Origin of the sequence: Sinomicrobium pectinilyticum (assembly GCF_003725735.1) — a bacterium.
GTDB classification, from domain to species: Bacteria; Bacteroidota; Bacteroidia; order Flavobacteriales; family Flavobacteriaceae; genus Sinomicrobium; species Sinomicrobium pectinilyticum.
Map to the genome: position 1 here is coordinate 34,331 of NZ_RJTM01000013.1, position 22,396 is coordinate 56,726.

Sequence of the window (22,396 nt, forward strand, 5' to 3'; positions counted from 1 at the left end):
CTCCGGCCGGCGGGAATCACGGATGAGGTCTTTATCCTGCCGCAAAGCCGTGATCCGTAGCCAGTTTTCCCTGTTTGGAAGCCTCAACGGCCAGGAAGTCGCAACGCTCATTCTGCGGGTGGTTGTTGTGCCCCTTGATCCAGTGGAAATGTACTTTATGCCTCCGGTATTCTTTGAGGAACTCGGTCCAGAGATCCGCATTTTTTTTCCCTTTGAAATAATTGCGCTCCCAGTTGAATACCCATTTTTTTTCAACCGCATCGGCCACGTATTTCGAATCGGTAAATACTTTTACGTTCGTACCCGGATGTTTCAGCTTTTTCAGGGCTGCGATAACCGCCATCAGTTCCATCCGGTTATTGGTAGTGTGTTTAAAACCCTGTGAAAATTCCTTTACGTATCTTTTTCCTACCCATTCCATTACAATTCCGTATCCTCCGGGGCCGGGATTTCCACGGGCGGCGCCGTCGGTATATATATGTACGTCAAAAGTGCTCACAGGCAAAAGTGTTTAAGCCGTTGTAAAATTATTTCTGTGTTTTATCCCTTTGTCAGAAGCTTTTCGATTACTTTGGGGAAATGCTCGTATTCCAGGGCATGGATTTTATGTGCAACATCCTCGGGGCTATCGGATGGCAATACTGCGGTTTCGGTTTGGAAAATAACCGCACCTTCGTCATAATTTTCATTGACATAGTGTATGGTGATGCCGCTTGTGGTTTCCCGGTTTTCGGTTACGGCCCGGTGAACATTAAGGCCGTACATGCCCTTACCGCCATATTTGGGCAGCAATGCGGGGTGTATGTTAATAACGCTGTCGGGGAAGGCGCGGAGGATATTGTCGGGGAATTTCCACAGGAAACCGGCAAGTACAATAAGGTCCGGCCCTATACTTTTGAGTATGTTCAGGATAATATCGGAACGGTAAAGGGCTTTGCGGTTGAAGTACAGGGCTTCGATATCGTGTTTGTCAGCCCTGTCCAGCACACCTGCATTTCTTTTGTTCGAAAGCACCAGGGCCACCCGGACGTTCTCACTGTCTGAAAAATAACGTATGATATTTTCCGCATTGGTTCCGGAACCCGAAGCGAATATGACAATTTTTTTCACCGATACTTGTTTTTACGGGGTAAACGGATGATTACCGAGGTCGGATGAAAGCCGTTCTTACTAGGCTTTTCTCTATATGTATAATCATCGTCCGTGCCCCTGTTTATCGCAGCAAAAGAAAGAATAATAATTAAGAATTAGAAATTAAAAGTAAATTCGGTATCTTATTTTTTATTAAATTACAGCCACATTTTGGAACTTAAATGTTGTTTTCAACCAAAGTTTTTTATTTTTGCCAACAATTTAAATTTAAAAACTAAAGATTATGTCAGACATTGCATCAAGAGTAAAAGCGATTATCGTAGACAAATTAGGTGTTGATGAAAATGAAGTTGTGCCGGAAGCTAGCTTCACAAACGATCTCGGCGCAGACTCCTTAGACACTGTGGAATTAATCATGGAGTTTGAAAAAGAATTCGATATCCAGATTCCTGATGACCAGGCAGAAAATATCGCTACGGTAGAGCAGGCAATAAAATACATTGAAGAAGCAAAATAAGGAAGAACATTATATGCAATGAGTACGGATAGAATGCTTAGCTTTGTTTAAGCATTCTGTTTGTGCAAAATATATTGTATTAAATTATCTACACGTATTCGGGCTATGTCTGATGGACCCGGACTTGACAAAGAAGCAAGGTATGAAGGAGATATCTGAAATATCTCCTTCTTTTTCCCTGTGTTCGGGTAAAGTTTTGCAAGGTTGAAAAGCTAGTTATCCCCCAGATCGTATCCTGTTATTCCATACTTTTTTTGTATGTTATGGGAACAGTTGGTGGCGGAAAGCGGATAGCGTAGTCGTTATCGGAACAGGTGTAACAAGCGCCCCGGAGGTTATTCCCCGGAAATGAGGTTCGTAGCGTATACATTAAAAATAGTTTGGACTAAATTTATTCGAATGAAACTAAAGCGAGTTGTTGTCACAGGATTAGGAGCTTTGACCCCAATAGGTAATACTGTGCAGGAATATTGGGAAGGCTTGAAAAACGGCGTGAGCGGTGCTGCTCCCATAACTCATTTTGACGCTTCTAAGTTCAAAACGCAATTTGCTTGTGAGGTTAAAGATTTCAACGTTACCGATTTTATAGACCGGAAAGAAGCGAGAAAACTGGATAAGTTTTCGCAGTATGCCATAGTGGCCTCGGATGAAGCGATCGCAGATTCCGGGATAGAACTGGACAAGCTCGATAAAGCACGAGTGGGTGTTGTCTGGGGTGCCGGTATTGGCGGTCTGGAAACTTTCCAGGAAGAGGTGCTCAATTACGGAAAAGGAGACGGGACCCCAAGGTTCAATCCTTTTTTTATCCCGAAAATGATAGCAGATATGGCCCCGGGGCTGATCTCTATCAAACACGGTTTTATGGGGCCTAATTATACGACGGTATCTGCATGCGCCTCTTCGGCAAATGCCATGATAGATGCCCTCAATTACATTCGCCTCGGCTATGCCGATGTTATTGTTTCCGGAGGATCCGAAGCGGCGGTTGCAGCTGCCGGAATGGGAGGATTTAACGCCATGCATGCATTATCTACCCGTAATGATGATCCTAAAACAGCCTCCAGACCTTTTGATAAAAACCGCGACGGGTTTGTTCTCGGTGAAGGAGCCGGGGCATTGATCCTCGAAGAGTACGAGCACGCAAAAGCACGCGGAGCTAAAATATATGCGGAACTGATAGGAGGAGGACTCTCTGCGGATGCATATCACATGACCGCACCACATCCGGAAGGAACAGGGGTGAAAGCCGTAATGAAAAACTGCCTGGAGAACGCCGGGTTGAAACCCGAAGATGTGGATGCTATAAACACGCATGGAACATCAACTCCCCTGGGAGATGTTGCCGAGCTCAAAGCGATTACGGAAGTGTTCGGAGAACATGCGAAAAACATCAATATAAACTCTACCAAGTCCATGACCGGGCATTTGCTGGGTGCGGCAGGAGCAATAGAAGCTATTGCCTCCATACTGGCCATCCAGCATAAACTCGTGCCCCCGACGATAAATCACAGTACACCGGATGAAAAGATTTCCCCGGAACTGAACCTTACCCTGAATAAGGCTCAGGAAAGGGATATCAGGGTGGCTATGAGTAATACCTTCGGTTTTGGCGGGCATAATGCCTGTGTAGTGTTCAAGAGACTGGATTAGTATAGGCAGGTATTGAATGAAAATTGTTCAGAACATATTAAATTCCCGCTCAGATGAAGACGGGAATTTTTTTTTAGTACTTAAAAAAATACTGGGTTTTAACCCCAAACATCTGGACATTTACCGGAAGGCGTTTACGCACCGGTCCGCCAACAGGAAAGACGCTCAGGGCAACCCGGTGAACTATGAACGCCTGGAGTTCCTGGGCGATACGATGCTGAGCACTATTATATCTTACCACCTCTATAAAGAGGTCCCTTCTGGAGATGAAGGATATCTTACCAAAATGAGGTCCAAAATCGTGAGCAGGGAACACCTGAACGAACTGGGAAAAGACCTGAACCTTATCGCTTACATCAACTCAAAAATATCAAAAGACAGCTTCGGGGACAATATTCACGGTAATCTGTTCGAAGCGTTACTGGGAGCCATTTACCTGGACAGAGGATATAAATACTGCGAGAGGTTTGTTTATCGCAAAGTTATTGAGCCGTATGTGGATATAGAGCGGCTGGAAGGAAAAATAATAAGCTACAAGAGCTTTGTTATAGAATGGTGCCAGAAAGAGAAAAAAACATTTCGCTATGAGGTTTATGAGGACAGCGGAAACGAATCGCTCAAACATTTCTCGGTAAAATTGTTTATAGACGGAAATGTGATCTCCAAAGGCAGGGCAACATCCAAGAAAAAAGCAGAAGAGCAGGCTTCGAAAAGAGCATATTATGCCTTGCAGGATAAAATGGGGTAAACTAAATCGTTTTCGGACTTTAAATTATAATTAAACCTATAGTTATTGTTGCCTAATCTTCTGTAGAATCATATATTTACACTTCCATGTACACTATATGGCTACACTAAAATTGTCAGATGACTTTTATGAACCTACCTGTTCTCTAGTTGCTGTTCATTGCCCGATGGAAGCATATCGGCTGGCTTATTTTTTAAACTTACATCTCCAGATCGGATTGAGGAGGACTGCCGGGAAAGAACCGAATGAAGGCGACATGTTGTCCGAATATTACGAATGGGAGAACCGAATGGAAGAAACAGTGTGGAGTCTTATTGTCAATGCTACAAGAACAACGGTTTCATCCGCCGGAAACGCCCTGTTTCCGTCAGATGTACTGACGATGACAAAGTATCTTATTCCGGAAATGAAAAAAGTAGATTATTTTTTAAAGATAGATAATGCGGAAGGTTATGACATAGATAGACAAATAGTACAAAGAATAAATAAAATACCTCGGATAGCTACTGCCTATGAGGTAGATGTAAACCAGCTAAAATCGAAACACAATTTAATTTTTTTATAATGCCAAACAGAAAAAAAACAAAAATTGTTGCCACATTAGGCCCCGCTACAAGCAAGAAGGAAATCCTGAAGGAAATGATAGAAGCGGGAGTAGATGTTTTCCGTATTAACTTCTCCCATGCCAATTATGAAGATGTAGCGGAACGTATCAGGATGATACGGGAACTGAATGACGAAATGGGATATAATACTTCTATCCTGGCCGACCTGCAGGGGCCGAAACTGAGGGTAGGTGTCATGGCGGAAGATGTTGTGGTGAACAAAGGAGATGAGATAACCTTTATTACCGGAGAAGAGTTTAAAGGCACCGGAGAGAAGGTGTACATGAATTACAAGGCATTCCCCAAAGATGTTAATCCCGGTGAACGTATTCTGCTGGACGATGGTAAGCTTATTTTTGAGGTAGTGAGCACCGACAGGAAAAGTACGGTAAAGGCCAAAGTGATACAGGGAGGGGCATTAAAATCAAAAAAAGGGGTAAACCTACCCAATACCAAGGTTTCGCTGCCCGCTCTTACGAAGAAGGATATAGAAGACGCTATTTTCGCTATTAAGAACGACGTAGACTGGATTGCGCTCTCTTTTGTGAGGGATAGCCAGGACCTGCTGGATCTGCAGGAGCTCATCAAAAAGCATTCGGATGAGAAAATCCCGATCATTGCCAAAATAGAAAAGCCCGAGGGTGTAGAGAATATCGATAAGATCGTGGCGCATTGCGATGGCCTGATGGTTGCACGCGGAGATCTCGGTGTGGAAGTTCCCGCCCAGGAGGTCCCGCTCATCCAGAAACAGCTTGTACTTCGTGCCAAAAAAGCAAGAATACCGGTGATCATTGCTACGCAGATGATGGAAAGCATGATAACCAGCCTTACACCCACGCGTGCCGAGGTAAATGACGTAGCCAATTCTGTTATGGACGGTGCGGATGCCGTAATGCTTTCTGGGGAAACATCGGTAGGAAGCTACCCGGTACAGGTTATTGAAAAGATGGCCAGCATTATAAACAGTGTGGAGCATTCGCCGCTGATCAAAGTACCGCAGGAGCCTCCGCATATACGTACCAAAAGATATATTACCAAATCGGTTTGTTACCACGCTGCGCTGATGGCAAACGAGATCCAGGCCAAGGTGATATCCACACTTACCAACAGTGGCTATACTGCTTTTCAGATTTCTGCCTGGAGACCTCAGGCGTACATCCTTGTCTTTACCTCGAACAAAAGAATAGTTACACAACTCAATTTGCTTTGGGGGGTAAAAGCATTTTACTATGACAGGTATGTATCTACGGACGAGACCATAGAAGACGTTAACGGCCTTGCCAGGGAACGGGGATTTGTGGAAACCGGGGATATGATGATAAGCCTTGCTGCGATGCCGATCCAGGAAAAAGGGATGGTAAATACGCTACGGGTCACGGAAATTCATTAATGTAAGGATACCGGTCCGGATCTCGGATACACTTCCGTTAGAATATAAATACTGTATTATAAAAGCGCAGCCGGAAATATCGTTACGACATTTCCGGCTGCGCTTTTCTGTTTGGCATATTTGCTCAGAAATCGAATTTCAGCTGCACAGCCACCTGCTCTTCTTTTCGGGTGTTCAGGTTGGAAAGGGAAATCCCGAGAAGGCGGACGGAATTTTGCAGTTTTTCCTGGTAGAGCAGTTCTTTGGCTGTTTCGAGGATAAGGCTTTTGTCTGCGATAAAATAGGTAAGGGTTTTGCTTCGTGTTTGCAGGGTGAAATCGCTGTATTTTATTTTAAGGGTTATGGTTTTGCCGGAGATACGGCTGCGCAGGAGGCGCTGTTCGAGTTCTTCGGCAATGTGTTCCAGGCGTTCGAGCATGAATATTTCGGAAGAAAGGTTTTCGAAAAAGGTCCGTTCCGCACCCACCGACTTCGGAATGCGGTCCGGTTTTACGGGGCTGTTGTGGATACCCCGTACGATGTGGTAGTAATGTGTGCCCGACTTGCCGAACTGTTCTTCCAGAAAAGCGGCGGATTTCTTCTTCAGGTCCTTTCCGGTAAAAATCCCGAGCCGGTACATCTTTTCAGCGGTGACTTTACCCACGCCATAGAATTTTTTAATATCCAGATCTTCCAGAAAAGGGATTACTTCTTCCGGGTTTACGGTTTTCTGTCCGTTGGGCTTGTTGTAGTCCGATGCAATTTTGGCTATGAATTTGTTTACGGATATCCCTGCGGATGCCGTAAGTCCTGTCTCTTCCAGGATACGTTTCCTTATTTCGGAGGCTATAAGTGTAGCGGAAGGATTTCCTTTTTTGTTTTCAGTGACATCCAGGTAGGCTTCGTCCAGGGACAGCGGTTCCACAAGATCGGTATATTCGTAAAAGATGTTCCTGATTTTCCGCGATATTTCCCGGTAGCGGTCAAACCTGGTCTTGACAAAGATGAGGTCCGGGCACATTTTACGTGCAAGGGCACCGCTCATGGCACTGCGTACGCCATATTTCCTGGCCTCGTAGCTGGCCGCGGCAACAACGCCCCGTTTGTTTCCCCCGCCAACCGCCACAGGTTTTCCGCGAAGGCCGGGATTGTCCATTTGCTCTACCGAGGCATAGAAGGCATCCATATCGATATGGATAATTTTACGGTATGTAAGGATATCACCCATTATTAGCTAACTTTGGCAAAGTTCCGAAACTTTGGTCAATAAAAAGGGAATGATAGAAACAGAACGTAAATTTTTGGTGAGATCGGACGGGTTTAAAAAGGAGGCGAAGTCCGCAACCCGTATCGTGCAGGGGTTTTTAAATACGGACCCGGAAAGGACCGTACGCATACGCATAAAGGGAGATAAAGGCTTTATAACGGTGAAAGGAAAATCAGATGCCGGAGGGATGTCTAGGTACGAATGGGAAAAGGAAATTCCCGCAGGGGAGGCCGAAGAACTTTTGCTGCTGTGCGAAAAAGGGATCATAGAGAAAACCAGGTACGAGATACCAAACGGAAAACACTTTTTTGAGGTCGATGCGTTTGCCGGAGAAAATACGGGGCTCATTGTGGCGGAGATCGAACTGTTCTCGGAACAAGATGAGTTTGACAGGCCGGACTGGTTGGGAGAGGAGGTGACCGGGGACCGTCGTTACTACAATTCGCAGCTGAGCAGGAACCCATACAGCACATGGGATGGGGAGGAATAAAAAAACCGTCGGGCATTACATGGAATGACCAACGGTTCTCTACAATTAACCATTTATTAAAACGAAAACAAAATTTTTCTTCCGGGTCCCTGTGATGTTCCGGGATATGAGCTTATACTGCAAAACCCTGTTTACAGATATATTCCGGTTCCATTAACCCGCGGAGACTGTTGGTTATAAGATATTCCAGCACGGTGTCTTTGTCATAATCATCCAGTAGTTTTTGGGAGAAGATCACCTCGTCCATACGTAAAAGGTACAATTCGCAAAACAGTTCCAGGCGTATATTCTCTCTCAGTTGCTTTAACTGCTGGGCCTTTTTCAGCAGGTTAATGATCGTACCGTATACGATGTCTCTCTTGAAAGCTTCATATTGGGTATACGCCTCCGGATAATATTTCTTCAGTCCGTGCAAAAAAGAGGGATTGAATGATTGTAATTTGTCGATCCCCAGTTTGTGGAACCTCACAATACAATAGAGGGGATTGTCTTTCTGCTTTTGCTCAATACAGGCCAGTTCCCGTCTGATGTTATTGAGCAGGTACTGAAAACTGGCGGAAACCAGTTCGTGCTTGTTACTGAAATGCTGGTATATGGTCTTTTTTGAAATACCGAGTTCGGCAGCCAGTTGATCCATAGTGAAATTTCGGCTGCCGAACCGGGTAAAATTAGCGATAGATAACTTTAAAAACTCTTCTTTGGTTATCATCTTCCGGTATTATTTCCACCCGCCTCCCAGTGCTTTGTACAGGGAAATGATGGCATTCAGTTGTTCATACCTGGAATTAATATAGTTTAATTCCGAATTCAGCATTTGTTCTTTCGCTGTCAATACTTCGAGGTAGTTGATCATACCATTGTTCAGTAATTCTTCGGAATATTCCGTCGCCAGGGAATAGGCATCCAGTTCTTTTTTGCGGATGTCTATCTTTTCGGTTTCGGCCTGGTATGTATACAGGGCATCGGAAACTTCTTTGCTTGCGGTTAGCAGGGTTTTCCTGAACTCCAGCAGTGATGCCTCCTGTCTTGCTTTGGAAGCTTCGTATTCGGACTTTATCTGTCTCCTGTTAAAGATAGGTTGAACTAACCCTCCTGTAATGGTTGCAAAAAGAGATCCGGAGTCCAGCCACTTGTCAAAGTCTATACTCTGAAAACCTCCCGTAGCGGTAAGCGTCAAGGAGGGATAGAAATTACTTTTGGCCACATTGGTGAGTTCAAAAGCATTGATGAGCCCGTACTCGGCGGCAACCACATCGGGACGGTTCTGCAGCAATTGTGCAGGGACACCCAGCCTGAGTTCGGTATCGATATTCTGGTTTTCCAGACTGCCTCTTTCGATAGTCCCGGGCGTTTCCCCCAGAAGAATGCTCATGGTGTTTTCGAGGATCTTTATATTGGCTTTGAGATCCACCAGCAGGGCTTCTGCGGTGTGAAGCTGTGCTTCGGTCTGTTTTACACCTACTTCGGTTACATTTCCGGCATCTTTAAGGGCCCTGGTGGTTTCGAGGCTGGACCTCCTGTTTTCTATGGTCTCTTCGGTGATCTTCAGTTGCTCGTCAAGGGCCAGTAACTGGTAATACGCAGAGGCGATGGAAGCTACGAGTTCCGTTTTCACTGCCTGATGGGCCGATACGGTTTGCAGGTAAGAAGCCAGAAAAGCCCTGCGGTTGCTTCTTATTTTTCCCCAGATGTCGGCTTCCCAGGAGAGATTTCCGGTAAGCTGGAACTGGTCTATATGGCCGCTAAAGAAAGATCCGAATTGGCTGTTTTGAGCCAGGAACTGCCGGCTTGCATCAACTCCGATACTGAATGTAGGGAAATACCCGGCCTTCCCTTGCTTCATGTAAGCTTCTGCAGCGACGATCTGTTGAATGGCTATACGGATATCCAGGTTGTTTTCCAGTCCTTTTTTTATGTGATCCTGTAAGTAAGGGTCCGTAAAGAGTTCTTCCCAGGAAACGTCTGCCATGGAGATACTGTCTTGCGGCAGTTCGTCCGTACGGTAAAGCCCTTCGGTCTCTTCCACTTCCGGGCGCTCGTAGGTCTTGGCTACGAAGCAGGATTGCATGAGAAATGCAAACCCTGCTATCGCAGTTATTTTAAAGATTCTTTTATAATTCATATCTTATCGTATGGTGTTGTTAGCTTTCTTTTGATTCTTCCTGTACAGATTCAAATTCCGGGGTTCCACTTATGCGTTCCTGTAACCACTGAAACACGACGAAGAGCGTAGGGATAATGAATACTCCGACAAGCGTACCGATAAGCATACCAAAAGCAGCACCGGTACCTATGGAGTTGTTACCTTCGGCACCTACACCTTTGGCAAGGACCAGGGGCATGAGCCCTACGATAAATGCAAAGGATGTCATAAGGATAGGTCGCAGACGTGCTTTACCTGCATCAATAGCAGCCTCTACGATAGACATGCCATGTTTGCGCCGTTGTATGGCAAATTCCACAATAAGAATGGCATTTTTGGCAAGCAACCCGATAAGCATGATCAGCGCTATCTGGAAGTAGATGTTGTTCTGCAGTCCGTCAAGTTTGGTAGCAATGAACGCACCTGCCACTCCCACAGGAAGCGATAACAATACGGAAAGCGGTAAAATGTAACTTTCGTACTGGGCTGCCAGGAAGAAATATACGAAGAGGATACTCAGGGCAAAAATGATAATGGACTGTCCGGCCGAGTTAATCTCTTCACGGGTAAGTCCCGAATATGCCACTTCATAGTTATTTGGCAGCGTTTCTTTTGCCAGTTTGTCGATAGCTGCAATGGCGTCTCCGGTACTGAATCCTTCGGCAGTAGCCCCGTTAACGGTTACGGCGTTGAAAAGGTTAAAGCGGTTTACCGTTTGGGGCCCGTATACCCTTTTCAGTGTTACGAATTCCGAAATAGGCGCCATTTCTCCATTACCGTTACGTACAAACATACTGTTCAGGCTGGACTGGTCTTTACGATCATCGGGTTCGGATTGTACGAACACTTTATATTGTTTTCCGAACCGGCTGAAGTCGGTTGCATAAAAACCACCGATATATCCCTGAAGCGTAGATAATATGTCGCTAATACCAATTCCGGCTTCTTTGGCCTTGGGAACGTTTATCTCCATTTCCAATTGGGGGTAATTGGTGCTGAAAGAGTTGGAGGCAAATCCGATCTCCGGGCTCTGGTTCAGTGCGCCGACAAATTGTTTGGCTACATTGTCCAGGTCTTTTATGTCTCCTGCAGCGCGGTCGAGAATTTGCAGCTCGAGGTCGGAATTACCGAATCCGGGTACGCTGGGAGGGGTAAAGAAGATGATATTGGCATCGGATATTGCCGCGGTCTTCTGGAAAAGCTGGCCTACAATGGCATCGATCGAAGTTGCGTCAGTAGTACGTTTTTCCCAGTCTTCGAGGATAATGAATCCCATGGCATATGAGCTACCCGAACCGGAGAAGAAGTTCCTGCCGTTTATCAAACCGGCTGCCCGGATACCTTCTATACTGCTGATAATGTCGTGCAGTTCCTCGGTTACACTATAGGTTCTGTCCAGAGAAGAACCGGGAGGTAATTCAACGTTGACCATGACAAAACCACGGTCTTCCGAAGGTACAAAGCCCGTAGGTGTGTTGTTGTTTGCCCAGAATATACCTAGTACCGCCGCAATAAGGATAACTGCAGTGATCCATTTGTGCTTGGTGAGAAAGCCCAACGATTTGGCATATTTCTCGGTCATCTTGTTGAAAGCGATGTTGAATGCGCTATAAAAACGTTGCAGCACATTTTTCTTGGCGTCCGGATGATCTTTATGAGGTTTGAGGAATATGGCACACAGGGCCGGGCTCAGCGTCAATGCATTGACTGCCGAGATCAGGATGGCCACAATAAGGGTTACCCCGAACTGTTCGTAAAATACTCCCGAAGGCCCCTGTATAAACGTAATGGGCACAAAGACGGCCGCCATAACCAAGGTAATGGATATAATGGCCCCGCTGATCTCACTCATGGCCGATACGGTGGCGTTCAGCGCGTTGTCGTACCCTTCTTCGAGCTTGGAATGGACGGCCTCGACGACGACAATGGCATCATCGACCACAATACCGATAGCCAGGATCAGTGCGAACAGCGTGAGCAGGTTTATCGAATATCCGAATAACTGCAGGAAGAAGAACGTACCCACAATGGCCACAGGTACCGCAATTGCGGGTATCAGTGTGGACTTTACGTCCTGCAGGAAGATGAATACCACGACGAAAACCAGTAAAAACGCTTCTATCAGGGTGTGTTGTACCTTTTCGATAGACGCGGAAAGGAATTTGTTGGTGTCATAGTACACGACATAATCTATCCCTTCGGGGAAATTGGCTTTCAGGTCGTCCATTTTGGCATGGATAGCTTCTATAACTTCCTGGGCATTGGAACCGGGAGTCTGGAATATTCCGACATTAGAGGCCGGGTAGGTCATCGTACGGCTCAATCCGGTATAAGAGAAAGCGTCGAGCTCTACCTTGGCGACGTCTTTAACCCTTAAAAACCTGCCGTTGCCCAGAGCCTTTATAACAATATCTCCGTATTCTTCGGCTGTTTTATAGCGTCCTTTATATTTGATAACATATTCGAAAGACTCTCCCGAGTTCTGGCCGAGTGATCCTGCGGCAGCCTCAAGGCTCTGCTCACCGATGGCACCTATAACATCGTTGGTCGTGAGGCCGTAAGAAGCCATTTTGGCGGGGTCTATCCAGATACGCATGGAGTAATCCTTGGCTCCGAATACAGATACGTCACCGACCCCTTTTATCCTTTGTAATTCGGGACGGATATTTATGCTCAGGTAGTTCTGTACAAAGGTGTCATCATAGTCAGGGTTTTCGGAATATACCCCCAGGTACATCAAGGCCGAGTTCAGCCGTTTTTGTGTAATTACCCCGGAACGGGTAACTTCGGACGGCAAAACGGAATTAGCCCTTGCTACCCTGTTCTGTACGTTTACCGCAGCAATATCGGGGTCAATACCTTGTTCAAAATACACCTGGATGGTAGCACTACCGTCATTACTCGCGGTAGAGGTCATATAGGTCATTCCTTCCACCCCGTTCACCTGCTCTTCTATAGGGATGATTACACTTTCCAGAATGGTTTCTGCGTTAGCTCCCGGGTAACTGGCGGTTACCTGTACCGTGGGAGGTGCAATGTCGGGATATTCCGTGACGGGCAGCGTGTAAAGCCCCAGAACCCCGAGTATTAGGATGATGATCGATATTACTGTGGATAATACCGGTCTTTCTATAAACTTTTTAAGCATGGTTTTTTCCTATTTGAATACGGTGTTAAATGAATTTACGATGCTGTCTATACTGGTGGGTTGCGGAGCGATTTTCATCCCCGGTCGTGCTTTTCCGACACCTTTGCCCAGTATTTCTTCATTTTCTTTTATGCCGTCACTGATAACCAGTAAGTTGTCCACTTCTGCCACGGATTCCACCGACCTGGAGTAGATAGAATCATTATCTGCTACGATATAGACGAATTTTTTACCTTGTTGTTCAAAGGTGGACAGTGCGGGTATAACCAAAGCATCGTCGTATTGTTCCGGTACCAGGATGGTGCCGCTGCTTCCGTTTCTCAGCAAGCCGGTGGGGTTCGGGAAAGTGGCCCTGAAACTTACCGTACCGGTTTGCGGATCTATTTGCCCTGTAATGGTCTCTATGGTCCCTTCTTCTTCGTATTCGGAACCATCTGCAAGCAACAGCTTTACTTTGGGCATGTTTTTTGCCTTATCATCCAGTGTTTTGCCTTCCACACTTCTCGTAAAAGAAATAAAGTCTTTTTCATTCATGGAGAAGAACGCATACACTTGGTCTATGCTGGATACATTGGTCAATGGCGTAGCATCGGTGGCACTCACCAGTGCCCCTTTGCGGAAGGGGATGGAACCTACAACGCCATCTACCGGGCTTTTAATGGTTGCATAACCTATATTGGCGGTAATACTGTTATAATTGCTTTTGGCTTGCGCCAGACCGGCCTTCGCGGTTTGCAGTTGTATCTGGCTTATGATACCCTTCTCTACCAGGGGCACAAGCTTATCTACTTCTACCTGTGCTACATCTACCTGTGCCTTGGCAGCTTCTGCGTCCTGGCTCAGGGAGAGGGTTTCGAGACGGAAAAGTACCTGTCCTTTTCTGACGTTTTCGCCTTCGTCTACCAATACATCCTGTATATAACCGGAAACTTTGGCACGTACGTCACTGCTTACCACACCCTCTATGCTGGCCGGGAACCGCTTATAGGCCATAACATCCTTTTTCCCGGCTTTTACTGTGGGAAACGGCATAGCCATAGCCTGTTGTCCCTGAGGTTGCCCTCCGTTACAACTTGTGAGGAACGGAACAATCCCGGCAATTGCCACCATGTATTTTAAAATAGTTTTTGTTCTCATGTCAGTCTGCTTATTATTATTGGTTTATGGTGTTTGAAATATTTTCTCTTAATCGTATGAGGTTATTCAGCATTTCATCGGCAAATTTGATGTAATGCTGGTTGAACATAAGTCCTGCCTTATTTGCTTCCAGGTCACTGTTTTGCATGGACCTGGTCTTGTAGCAATGTACTTTTTCTAATAGTTGCTTTTCCCTTTTCCACTGTTCTATTTTCTCATCCAGACGTACCAGCATCTGGTCCGGGGCAATTTTAAAATATCGCTTTCTGTCGCCTGTTTTGGTAAAATAGGTGATTTTTCCCGTTGACTGTAATAGTTGTAAATTGGTAGAAACAGAACTTTTGCTGGCTTCCAGTTTTTCCAAAAGCTCATCAAATGTTATCCCGCCTTCTCCCGTTAGGACCATAATAGAAAAGATCCTTGCAGACAGCGGAGAAAATGCCTCGTTTTTCTCAAAATAAACTCCCAGTTCTTCTATCAGATTACATTTTTCCTTCTCTAAGTCTTCACACTGCATATGTACTTTATATGTTGAAAATTCGGGCAAATATAGCTAAGGTTCGTTTTATACCGAACCAAAAAGGAGTTAATTTATTGTTAAATAAGGACCGGAATCGTTCTTGTCTGGCCAGAACAGGCTTAACGTGAAATAGCCGTCCGGCTCACTTTTTTGTTTTCCGGGCATACAATTTTGCAGAAGCGGAGCCGGGGGGGCGGAAGTAAAAAGGAGTGTGGTAATATTACCAGGGCGTGAAAGAAAGGAAAGCGTTTATCTTTTGACTTCGATTCTGCGTTTGATCTCATTCCCGAACTCATCGATAACCGTAATAAGATGTTTCCCTTCTTCCGGGAGGACGGCCATTTCGTGAAAGGTCCTGGTGTGTCCGAGGAAGTGCTCGTCCAGGTACCAGAATACGGTAGTCCCGGGTTTGGAATGCGCTATCTTTACGACCAGTTTATTGGTAGTCCCTTCAAAGTTCTTGGGCAGCACAACCGTCCGCCCTTCTTCCGGGTAGATAAAATCCATGGCAGCCGGACCTTCGGTAAAACAATCGGCACGAAAGGGAGGGAGGCTTTTATAGCCGGTATGGTTTGTTTTGTAATAGTATTCCATAATAGGGGGAAGTGTAAACCACGGTTCCGTTACAATATTGGTCACGGTTTCGCAGGAGGTATTGATCCTGTACCGGCGGTTCTGGTCCAGATGAACGAGATGGTGGAACGGACAGGGGCTTGTACGCTGACCTGTGAGCGGGATGCGTATGGTCTTTTTCGGGCATAGGGGAGTGGCCATATAACCGCTATTGCGGCATACTTCGGCCTCCGCCAGTTCGTCAAAAGGTACAGGGAACGATGCAGATACGGGTAAAGCATCAAATACGTCAAAGAGTACAGGGGCTGCCGCGGTAACACCGGTCAGGCCGGGTCTTCCTTCTCCGTCCGCGTTTCCTGCCCAGACACCGACCACATAATCTTTGGTGACCCCGATGGCCCAGGCATCCCTGTTCCCGAAGCTCGTCCCTGTTTTCCACGCGATCCTTTTGGAAGAATCGAAGTATTGCCAGGCCTCGTTGCCTTCCGGCCTGTTCAGTTCCTGCATGGCCTGAAAGGTAAGGTAAATACTTCCGGCATCCAGTACGGTTTTTTCCCGTGAAATATCCCCGAAACCGGCTTTTTCCCCGGCCATCCACACGGGCTCCGTGAATTCGCCGGTATAGTATTCGCTGGAAGTTTCCCGGAAGTGGTTTACGGTAGAAGCCAGTGAAGCATAGGTTTTGCACAGGTCCCACAAGTTGCTTTCGGCTCCGCCCAGGATCAGGGTAAGCCCGTAGTAATCCGCAGGTTTGTCTATGTCCTTCAGGCGGAATTTTGAGAGTTTGTCCCTGAAACGTTCCAGCCCATATTCCTGGAGCATCCGTACAAAAGGAATGTTAAGCGATCGGGCCAGTGCATTGTCTGCGGCGACGGCTCCGTCGTATTTCGGGTCAAAGTTTTCCGGGGTATAGCCGGAAATCTGTGTAGGGACATCCGGCACCAGGGTATGGGGCAATAGTTCGCCTGCATCCAGCATGGCGGCATAAAGGAAAGGTTTCATAATACTGCCCGTACTCCGGGGGGCGTGGATAATATCCACATCTTTCTGATGTTTTTTGTCCGTAGGAGTGTTGCCGGTATAAGCCAGGACTTCGCGGGTATGGACATCCATGACCAATACGGCGGCATTGTATACTTCGTTTTGTTTCAGTATCCCGTAATGCTGTTTTACAATATTGTTTACCCTGTGTTGCAGATCATGGCTCACGGTGGTACGAATTCTCTTTCCCGCATGGTTTCTCCCGGCGTATTGCAGCAGATGCGGGGCAGTTTGCGGCAGGGGAAAGGGTTTTTGCGGTAATGGTTCCGTAATGGCCAGTGTATAGGTAGTAGAATCGATTACCTCTTTTTCAAGGAGCTTTTTTAGCAGCCGGTTTCGTTTTTTACGCAGGGTTTCCTGGTTTTTTCCGGGGTAGATGAGGGCAGGAGCATTGGGCAGGACCGCCAGGGTAGCACTTTCGGCCCAGGACAATTGGTGGGGTAGTACGCCGAAATAACGCCATGCCGCTACATCCAGCCCCACTACATTGCTGCCGAAGGGGGCATGGGAGGTATACAGGGCGAGTATTTTTTGTTTGGAACAGCGCAGCTCCAGCCGGGTTGCCAGTATGATCTCAACAAATTTTTCAACGTAAGTGCGCCGCTTCCCGTCCCGGGAAAGACGAATGACCTGCTGTGTAATGGTACTTCCGCCACGGATTACCCTTCCTGCTTTCAGGTTATGTACCATGGCTTTGGCAACAGATACGGGGTTAAAGCCCGGGTGATAATAAAAATATTCATCTTCGAAGTGGAGGATGCACTGTTCGAATTTTTCCGGGACACTGTCACTTTCGGGGAAACGCCACTGCCCGTCCTCAGCTATCCTGGCGCCGAGCAGATCCCCGTTTTTACTTTCTATAACTGTTGAAGAAGGATCGCGGAACAAGGGGTCGGGCAGGCAAAAAAAATAAATGATAAGTAACACGATAAAGATCGTGATCTTAACAGGATGTTTTTTTATGAAGCGTATAAGCCGGTGCAATGGAAATTTGTTTTACCGGATGAAATTATTCTTTTTTCCGCAAACGGAACAGGCTTGGTTGTTAAAAAAAGGATCGGGCTCATAATAGTTTGGGAGTTGGTTAGTTTTGGAGTTGGTTAGTGGGGTATTTGGTAACGTTTTTAGCTGATACCGGATGCAGGAGAATGAATTCTCATCACAATGTGGAAAAACAGACTTTCCCGGCACAAAACAGAATGATAAAGAAGAGACAACTCAGAACTCCCAACTAAAAAAACTCCGCAACTTTTACACTTGTTTTCAAAAAGAAACCGCCCTTGTGCAAGTACGGCAAAGGGCGGTTTCCAAACTAAATAACCAACCAAAAATCAACTAACCTTTATTTTTCTGCTTTCGCTTTGTCTTTCTATCTGTATGGTCTTGTCTATGACCTTTTTTCGTTTTCTTCCTGCAGGTTCGGTTTTCTGCCCGGAATTGCCTTCCGGTCTCAGGCACCGGATGAACCTTCTTCCTGTGAATTGATATATACTTCCGGTACGTATATGGTATAATTCAATGGTTCTCTCATCTATAACGCTGAGTTCAAAACGTTCATTGTCCGGTGATTCATAATCTAATGTTAAAACTTTGAGGTCCGGTTGGCCCGAAACGTTAAAGATTTCGTATTGCCCTTTATAATCCCAGAAAATATGGTCGATATTGGTGCCGGGGCGATCTTTTGATGACCAGAACTTTCCCCCGGAATCGGGGAGGAACTGAAGGAAGTTCTCCCTGTCAAAAATATTTGGTTCTCCCTGCCCGGATGTATATGTTTTCTCCCAGGCCTCATATTCCTGGAGGAAATAATGGATGTTCTCGTAAAATACCTTGTCATAATCGAAATTACTCCTTTGATACCCTATCAGGAAATACGAAGTACCGGAATAAGGATTATACAACTCTATTTCGTTGTTTGCGGACTGGTAAACTTCAAATTCCCATTGCCCGTCTATATCATGATCGATGACTATGGAGAGGTCGTAGACATCATAATATCCTACGTCTATACCAAAACCATTTCCGGTTGTCCCTATGCCCGCAAGGTTATTATTGGCATATAGTGTTCCGTTCCTGAAAGATACGGTAAATGCATTCTGGAGAAAGGGAACTTCCCCGTTCCCGGCAGTGCTGTGGATATCCACATACCAAAGGTCATAAGAAGATAAAAGCTGGTTAAGGGAGATATCATCATCAAAATAATCGTCCTGTACGGAACAGGAAGCTACTATCCCCGAAATCAGAATACATCCTAAGAGTAATTGTATGTTTTTCATAGCGTACATTTTTGAGTTGTCCGAAGAAGTATTACCAATTCCTGTGCCAAAAAGTTAATATATTGGTAATCAAAAGGTAATGGATTGGACTGTTTTTTGGTTACTTTTGGTGTATGAAATGCCCGGTTGCGCAGGGGGTGGTATGATGGAATGTATGGGGATAAAAGCGGGTTTTGCCGGGCAGAATTAGGTTGTCGTATTAATGAAACATACTGTAATGAGTGCTATGAAAATTACCGTGATCGGCGGAGGGAGCTGGGCCACGGCCATTGTTAAGATGTTATCGGAAAACCTGAAAGAAATCGGCTGGTATATGCGCAACACTTTTGTGAAGGAGCATATTCTGCATGAAGGGCATAACCCCAACTACCTGAGTGCGGTTGAATTCCACCCGGAGCGGCTTCGCCTGACAAACGATATAAACGAAGCCGTCTCCTATGCGGATATACTGATCTTTGCGGTACCTTCGGCCTTTCTGCATTCTGAACTGGAAAAGCTTACCGTTCCCATAAAGGATAAGATTATTTTCTCGGCGATAAAGGGTATTGTACCCGAAACCGGGCTTATAGTAGGTGAACACTTTCACAATGAATACGGCATACCTTTTGAAAATATCGGGGTTATCACAGGGCCTTGTCATGCGGAAGAAGTTGCCCTGGAGCGGTTATCATACCTGACGATTGCCTGTGCCGATCCGGAAAAAGCCAAAATGCTGGCAAAAAGTCTTGCAGGCGACTATATAAAAACGAAGATATCCGATGATATTATCGGTACGGAATACGCTGCGGTATTGAAGAATATTTATGCGATAGCTGCCGGAATAGCCCACGGTCTGGGATACGGGGATAATTTTCAGAGCGTCCTGATGAGTAATGCCATAAGGGAGATGCGGCGCTTTATAAAGCGGGTGCATAAAATGAAACGAAATATCAATAATTCTGCTTACCTGGGAGACCTGCTGGTTACGGGATATTCCGTTTTTTCACGAAACAGGATGTTTGGCAATATGATAGGCAAGGGATACACGGTAAAATCGGCCATGATGGAGATGAGTATGGTGGCCGAAGGATATTATGCGGCTAAAAGTGCACATATCATAAACGAAAAGCACGACAAAAAGATCAAGACCCCGATTATGGACGCTGTTTATAATGTGTTATACGAGGGAAAAGAACCCAAAAAAGTATTCAAGAAACTTTCGGAAAAGCTGGATTGACAGGGCTGGTCCTTCTTTATATTTACCCGGGTGAGTGTCTCCCGTAGGGAAAGCCCGGATCAGGTAAAAAAAGGTTTTTGGAGTTGGGGAATTCGGAACTTATATGGTATATGCAACGGAATGCATAGTTTTATAGGGGACTGAAAGCCTGTTTGGAGAAGGCTCAAACAACCATTGACATATCCGTTATTCACGGCCGGAATTTGGTGGGACTAATCTTGATAACCGTCGCGAAATGCTTGATAATAAAGAAGAATCTCACAACTAAAGAACTCAGAACCTGGAAAACACCGGGAAGCGGTTTGAACTTTAAAATGTATTCGTACTTCCGGGTCTTACCTGTAAAAATTCATCTCATCGATATATTTCCAGACGGCCGGGTGCAGAAGCGGGGTAACGTTTTTCCCCTCTTTTATGTCCCTGCGAATGGCCGTTGAGGATATTTCTATGACAGGGGCATCTATTTTGCGGATCCGGGGATGATCTTGAAGGGGGGGAGGCTCCGGTGCAGTGGTTATCCTGGGGTATACATATACGGAGTGGTTTTGCAGTATGATGTCGTGGTTTTTCCACTTGTGGAGGCCCTTAAGGTTGTCTTCGCCCATGATAAGACAAAATTCCCGCCCGGGGTACTTTTCCTGAAGATGTACCAGTGTATTTACGGTATAATTGGGTTGAGGTAATTTGAACTCTATATCCGAAGGTTTCAGCTTTTCCAGTTCATTCGTCGCCCGGTATACCATTTCCAGGCGGTGGTGGTCCGGGAGGAGGGAATTTTTTTTCTTGAACGGGTTGTGCGGGGTAACAACCAGCCATATTTCGTCCAGATCACTGTGTTCGGCAAAATGATTGGCTATGATAACATGCCCGATATGAATGGGATTGAATGTCCCGAAATAAAGTCCGGTTTTTTTGTGTATTTCCAAAGCAATGACTTGTATTACTTGTTCTCCCGGTTTACAAATTGATCTACCAGTTGTTCTGCTTCCTTCAGGGCAGTTTCCAGGTCGTAATTTTGGATGATCTTGTCGAACTGGGGAGCAGTGGCCAGCTCTACCGATGCTTTTGCGATCCGCATGTTGATCTTGTCTTCGGGCTCGGTTTTGCGTTTCTTCAACCGTATTTTCAGTTCGTCCACACTCGGGGGTTTAACAAAAACTGCCAGGGTCTGTTCCGGGAATTTCTTTTTTATGCGGAGCCCGCCCGCTACATCTATATCGAAAATAACATGTTTGCCTGTGGTCCATATGCGTTCTACTTCACTTTTCAGGGTGCCGTAAAAATTATCCCGGTAAACTTCTTCCCATTCCAGGAAGTCGCCTTGTTTTATATGGTTTTTAAACTCCTGGAGGCTGAGAAAGTAATAATCTTTCCCGTCTACCTCGTTCCCCCTGGGAGCGCGGGAGGTAGCCGATATGGAAAAATCGAGGTTCAGTTTTTCAATGCCGAGCAGGTGGCGTACGATAGTGGTTTTTCCGCTGCCGGAAGGAGCGGAAAACACGATGAGTTTGCCTTGTTGGGAATCGTTGTTTACCATGTTGTATAATCTAGTTTTGAGAGTACTTCCTGAAAGATCCTATAATACGTTAAGTACCTGTTCTTTGATTTTTTCCAGTTCGTCTTTCATCTGCACGACCAGTTTCTGCATGGGCGCATAATTGGCTTTAGAGCCGATAGTATTGATTTCCCTTCCGATCTCCTGGGATATGAACCCGAGCTTTCTACCGTTGGAATCGTCAGATTTCAGGGTGCTGAGAAAGTAATCGAGGTGATTGGACAGGCGTACCTTTTCTTCCGTGATATCGAATTTCTCCAGGTAGTATATAAGTTCCTGTTCAAAACGGTTCTGATCTACATTTTCGCGGATATCCGCTACGGCTTTTTCAAGGCGTTCCCGAACCTGGACCATCCGCTCCGGGTCTAGCTGTTTTACCTGGTCCAGCAGGGAAGAAATATTGTTTATCCGCAACAGGAAATCCTTTTCCAGGGCTTTTCCCTCTTCGCTGCGGAAGGTGCTGATCTCTACCAGTGCTTCCTTAAGGGCCTGATTAATGGCTTGATATTCTTCTTCATCGATATCGCTGCGCTCTGTTTTGAGCGCATCCGGCATTCTTACCGCCATTTTCAGAAGCTCTATCTCTTCTCCGTTAACAATATTTTTCAATTGTTTTATGTACTGGTTCACCACAGCTTCGTTGACCTGCGATGAGGTTTCTTCTCCGGTGATCTCCACGTACAGGCTGAAATCCACCTTGCCCCTTACCAGGGTATTGGCAATGGTACTCCGCATCTGTAGTTCTTTTTCCCGGTACTGGGAAGGTATCCTGGCATTAACATCCAGGCTTTTGCTGTTGAGCGATTTCAGCTCTACGGTTATTTTTTTGGTGGAAAGTTGTATTACAGACTTCCCGAAACCTGTCATAGATTTTATCATCCGGTTTTTTTAAAGAAAAGTTGCACAAAGGTAAGTAAAATAGAAAAGTTTAGAAAAATGTTTGAAAGTATAGTAGTATTCAAAGGGAAAAGACGGAGAAAAGGATGGAGGATTTTGCGAACCCCGGCTTTTTGGTAATATTAAATTTTTAAATATTTTAATGCAACATA

General features: G+C 45.7%; 20 protein-coding genes. 7 read left to right on the top strand and 13 right to left on the bottom strand.

Translation table 11 applies throughout. From position 1 onward, the window contains the following. Positions 1-31: 31 nt before the first annotated feature. Positions 32-499 (bottom strand): ribonuclease HI, encoded by a 468-nt coding sequence (gene rnhA / locus ED312_RS02925; RefSeq protein WP_123214512.1) that lies wholly within the window; start codon positions 497-499, stop codon positions 32-34. A gap of 41 nt (positions 500-540) precedes the next feature. Continuing rightward, on the bottom strand, positions 541-1,110 hold the full coding sequence (gene purN, locus ED312_RS02930) for a phosphoribosylglycinamide formyltransferase (protein WP_123214513.1): 570 nt from the start codon (positions 1,108-1,110) through the stop codon (positions 541-543). Between the two features lie 265 nt (positions 1,111-1,375). On the opposite strand from purN, the gene ED312_RS02935 reads away from it, so the two are divergent. The 5 genes from ED312_RS02935 (at position 1,376) to pyk (ending at position 6,002) form a co-directional block, all read left to right on the top strand. Continuing rightward, a complete protein-coding gene (locus ED312_RS02935; protein WP_072316774.1) occupies positions 1,376-1,609 on the top strand; it encodes an acyl carrier protein in 234 nt (77 codons plus the stop codon). 399 nt (positions 1,610-2,008) lie between these two features. Next, the gene (fabF, locus tag ED312_RS02940; RefSeq protein ID WP_123214514.1) at positions 2,009-3,259 is read left to right on the top strand and encodes a beta-ketoacyl-ACP synthase II; all 1,251 of its coding nucleotides are present in this window, start codon (positions 2,009-2,011) and stop codon (positions 3,257-3,259) included. Positions 3,260-3,275: 16 nt separating this feature from the next. Next, positions 3,276-4,007: a ribonuclease III gene (rnc, locus tag ED312_RS02945; protein WP_123214515.1), complete on the top strand. Its 732-nt coding sequence runs from the start codon at positions 3,276-3,278 to the stop codon at positions 4,005-4,007. 97 nt (positions 4,008-4,104) lie between these two features. Next, the gene (locus tag ED312_RS02950) at positions 4,105-4,572 is read left to right on the top strand and encodes an IPExxxVDY family protein (protein WP_123214516.1); all 468 of its coding nucleotides are present in this window, start codon (positions 4,105-4,107) and stop codon (positions 4,570-4,572) included. Further along, positions 4,572-6,002 carry a pyruvate kinase gene (pyk, locus tag ED312_RS02955; protein WP_123214517.1) on the top strand — a complete coding sequence of 477 codons (1,431 nt, stop codon included), beginning with the start codon at positions 4,572-4,574 and terminating at the stop codon, positions 6,000-6,002. The genes ED312_RS02950 and pyk overlap by 1 nt, the downstream gene beginning before the upstream one ends. Positions 6,003-6,126: 124 nt before the next feature. Here pyk and dinB read toward each other — a convergent pair whose 3' ends face one another. Beyond that, on the bottom strand, positions 6,127-7,209 hold the full coding sequence (gene dinB, locus ED312_RS02960; RefSeq protein WP_123214518.1) for a DNA polymerase IV: 1,083 nt from the start codon (positions 7,207-7,209) through the stop codon (positions 6,127-6,129). Positions 7,210-7,258: 49 nt separating this feature from the next. Between dinB and ED312_RS02965 the strand changes: the two genes are divergently transcribed. Next, on the top strand, positions 7,259-7,738 hold the full coding sequence (locus ED312_RS02965) for a CYTH domain-containing protein (protein WP_123214519.1): 480 nt from the start codon (positions 7,259-7,261) through the stop codon (positions 7,736-7,738). 112 nt (positions 7,739-7,850) lie between these two features. On the opposite strand, the gene ED312_RS02970 is transcribed toward ED312_RS02965, so the two are convergent. From ED312_RS02970 to ED312_RS03005, 7 genes are all read right to left on the bottom strand, one after another. Continuing rightward, positions 7,851-8,447, bottom strand: coding sequence for a TetR/AcrR family transcriptional regulator (locus ED312_RS02970; RefSeq protein ID WP_123214520.1), 597 nt, complete (start codon positions 8,445-8,447; stop codon positions 7,851-7,853). Positions 8,448-8,456: 9 nt separating this feature from the next. Further along, entirely contained in the window at positions 8,457-9,860 is a 1,404-nt protein-coding gene (locus ED312_RS02975) for an efflux transporter outer membrane subunit (protein WP_123214521.1), read from the bottom strand. A gap of 19 nt (positions 9,861-9,879) precedes the next feature. Then, positions 9,880-13,029, bottom strand: a complete 3,150-nt coding sequence (locus ED312_RS02980; protein ID WP_123214522.1) for an efflux RND transporter permease subunit — start codon at positions 13,027-13,029, stop codon at positions 9,880-9,882. Positions 13,030-13,038: 9 nt separating this feature from the next. Next, positions 13,039-14,166 carry an efflux RND transporter periplasmic adaptor subunit gene (locus ED312_RS02985; protein WP_123214523.1) on the bottom strand — a complete coding sequence of 376 codons (1,128 nt, stop codon included), beginning with the start codon at positions 14,164-14,166 and terminating at the stop codon, positions 13,039-13,041. 16 nt (positions 14,167-14,182) lie between these two features. Beyond that, on the bottom strand, positions 14,183-14,683 hold the full coding sequence (locus ED312_RS02990; protein WP_123214593.1) for a GbsR/MarR family transcriptional regulator: 501 nt from the start codon (positions 14,681-14,683) through the stop codon (positions 14,183-14,185). 252 nt (positions 14,684-14,935) lie between these two features. Further along, positions 14,936-17,284, bottom strand: coding sequence for a penicillin-binding protein 1C (gene pbpC / locus ED312_RS02995; RefSeq protein WP_123214524.1), 2,349 nt, complete (start codon positions 17,282-17,284; stop codon positions 14,936-14,938). A 347-nt stretch (positions 17,285-17,631) separates the two neighbouring features. Next, positions 17,632-18,576 (bottom strand): nicotinic acid mononucleotide adenyltransferase, encoded by a 945-nt coding sequence (locus tag ED312_RS03005; RefSeq protein WP_123214526.1) that lies wholly within the window; start codon positions 18,574-18,576, stop codon positions 17,632-17,634. Positions 18,577-18,793: 217 nt separating this feature from the next. Between ED312_RS03005 and ED312_RS03010 the strand changes: the two genes are divergently transcribed. Beyond that, entirely contained in the window at positions 18,794-19,792 is a 999-nt protein-coding gene (locus tag ED312_RS03010) for an NAD(P)H-dependent glycerol-3-phosphate dehydrogenase (protein WP_240643000.1), read from the top strand. 335 nt (positions 19,793-20,127) lie between these two features. Here the strand turns inward: ED312_RS03010 and nadD are convergent, their stop codons facing one another. From nadD to ED312_RS03025, 3 genes are read right to left on the bottom strand one after another with little or no spacing between them, the layout of a single operon-like run. Continuing rightward, complete coding sequence (gene nadD, locus ED312_RS03015) at positions 20,128-20,712, bottom strand: nicotinate (nicotinamide) nucleotide adenylyltransferase (protein ID WP_123214594.1); 585 nt, start codon at positions 20,710-20,712, stop codon at positions 20,128-20,130. Between the two features lie 20 nt (positions 20,713-20,732). Further along, the gene (gene gmk, locus ED312_RS03020; protein ID WP_123214528.1) at positions 20,733-21,329 is read right to left on the bottom strand and encodes a guanylate kinase; all 597 of its coding nucleotides are present in this window, start codon (positions 21,327-21,329) and stop codon (positions 20,733-20,735) included. Positions 21,330-21,368: 39 nt separating this feature from the next. After that, on the bottom strand, positions 21,369-22,226 hold the full coding sequence (locus ED312_RS03025) for a YicC/YloC family endoribonuclease (RefSeq protein WP_123214529.1): 858 nt from the start codon (positions 22,224-22,226) through the stop codon (positions 21,369-21,371). Positions 22,227-22,396: the final 170 nt, after the last annotated feature.

Coding starts and splice junctions, on each gene's coding strand:
- ED312_RS02975 (WP_123214521.1), bottom strand. CDS start 9,860: ATGAATTATAAAAGAATCTTTAAAATAACTGCGATAGCAGGGTTTGCA.
- dinB (WP_123214518.1), bottom strand. CDS start 7,209: ATGGGTGATATCCTTACATACCGTAAAATTATCCATATCGATATGGAT.
- gmk (WP_123214528.1), bottom strand. CDS start 21,329: ATGGTAAACAACGATTCCCAACAAGGCAAACTCATCGTGTTTTCCGCT.
- ED312_RS02980 (WP_123214522.1), bottom strand. CDS start 13,029: ATGCTTAAAAAGTTTATAGAAAGACCGGTATTATCCACAGTAATATCG.
- ED312_RS02935 (WP_072316774.1), top strand. CDS start 1,376: ATGTCAGACATTGCATCAAGAGTAAAAGCGATTATCGTAGACAAATTA.
- rnc (WP_123214515.1), top strand. CDS start 3,276: ATGAAAATTGTTCAGAACATATTAAATTCCCGCTCAGATGAAGACGGG.
- ED312_RS02950 (WP_123214516.1), top strand. CDS start 4,105: ATGGCTACACTAAAATTGTCAGATGACTTTTATGAACCTACCTGTTCT.
- ED312_RS02970 (WP_123214520.1), bottom strand. CDS start 8,447: ATGATAACCAAAGAAGAGTTTTTAAAGTTATCTATCGCTAATTTTACC.
- ED312_RS02990 (WP_123214593.1), bottom strand. CDS start 14,683: ATGCAGTGTGAAGACTTAGAGAAGGAAAAATGTAATCTGATAGAAGAA.
- ED312_RS03010 (WP_240643000.1), top strand. CDS start 18,794: ATGAGTGCTATGAAAATTACCGTGATCGGCGGAGGGAGCTGGGCCACG.
- ED312_RS03025 (WP_123214529.1), bottom strand. CDS start 22,226: ATGATAAAATCTATGACAGGTTTCGGGAAGTCTGTAATACAACTTTCC.
- fabF (WP_123214514.1), top strand. CDS start 2,009: ATGAAACTAAAGCGAGTTGTTGTCACAGGATTAGGAGCTTTGACCCCA.
- ED312_RS02985 (WP_123214523.1), bottom strand. CDS start 14,166: ATGAGAACAAAAACTATTTTAAAATACATGGTGGCAATTGCCGGGATT.
- ED312_RS03005 (WP_123214526.1), bottom strand. CDS start 18,576: ATGAAAAACATACAATTACTCTTAGGATGTATTCTGATTTCGGGGATA.
- ED312_RS02965 (WP_123214519.1), top strand. CDS start 7,259: ATGATAGAAACAGAACGTAAATTTTTGGTGAGATCGGACGGGTTTAAA.
- pyk (WP_123214517.1), top strand. CDS start 4,572: ATGCCAAACAGAAAAAAAACAAAAATTGTTGCCACATTAGGCCCCGCT.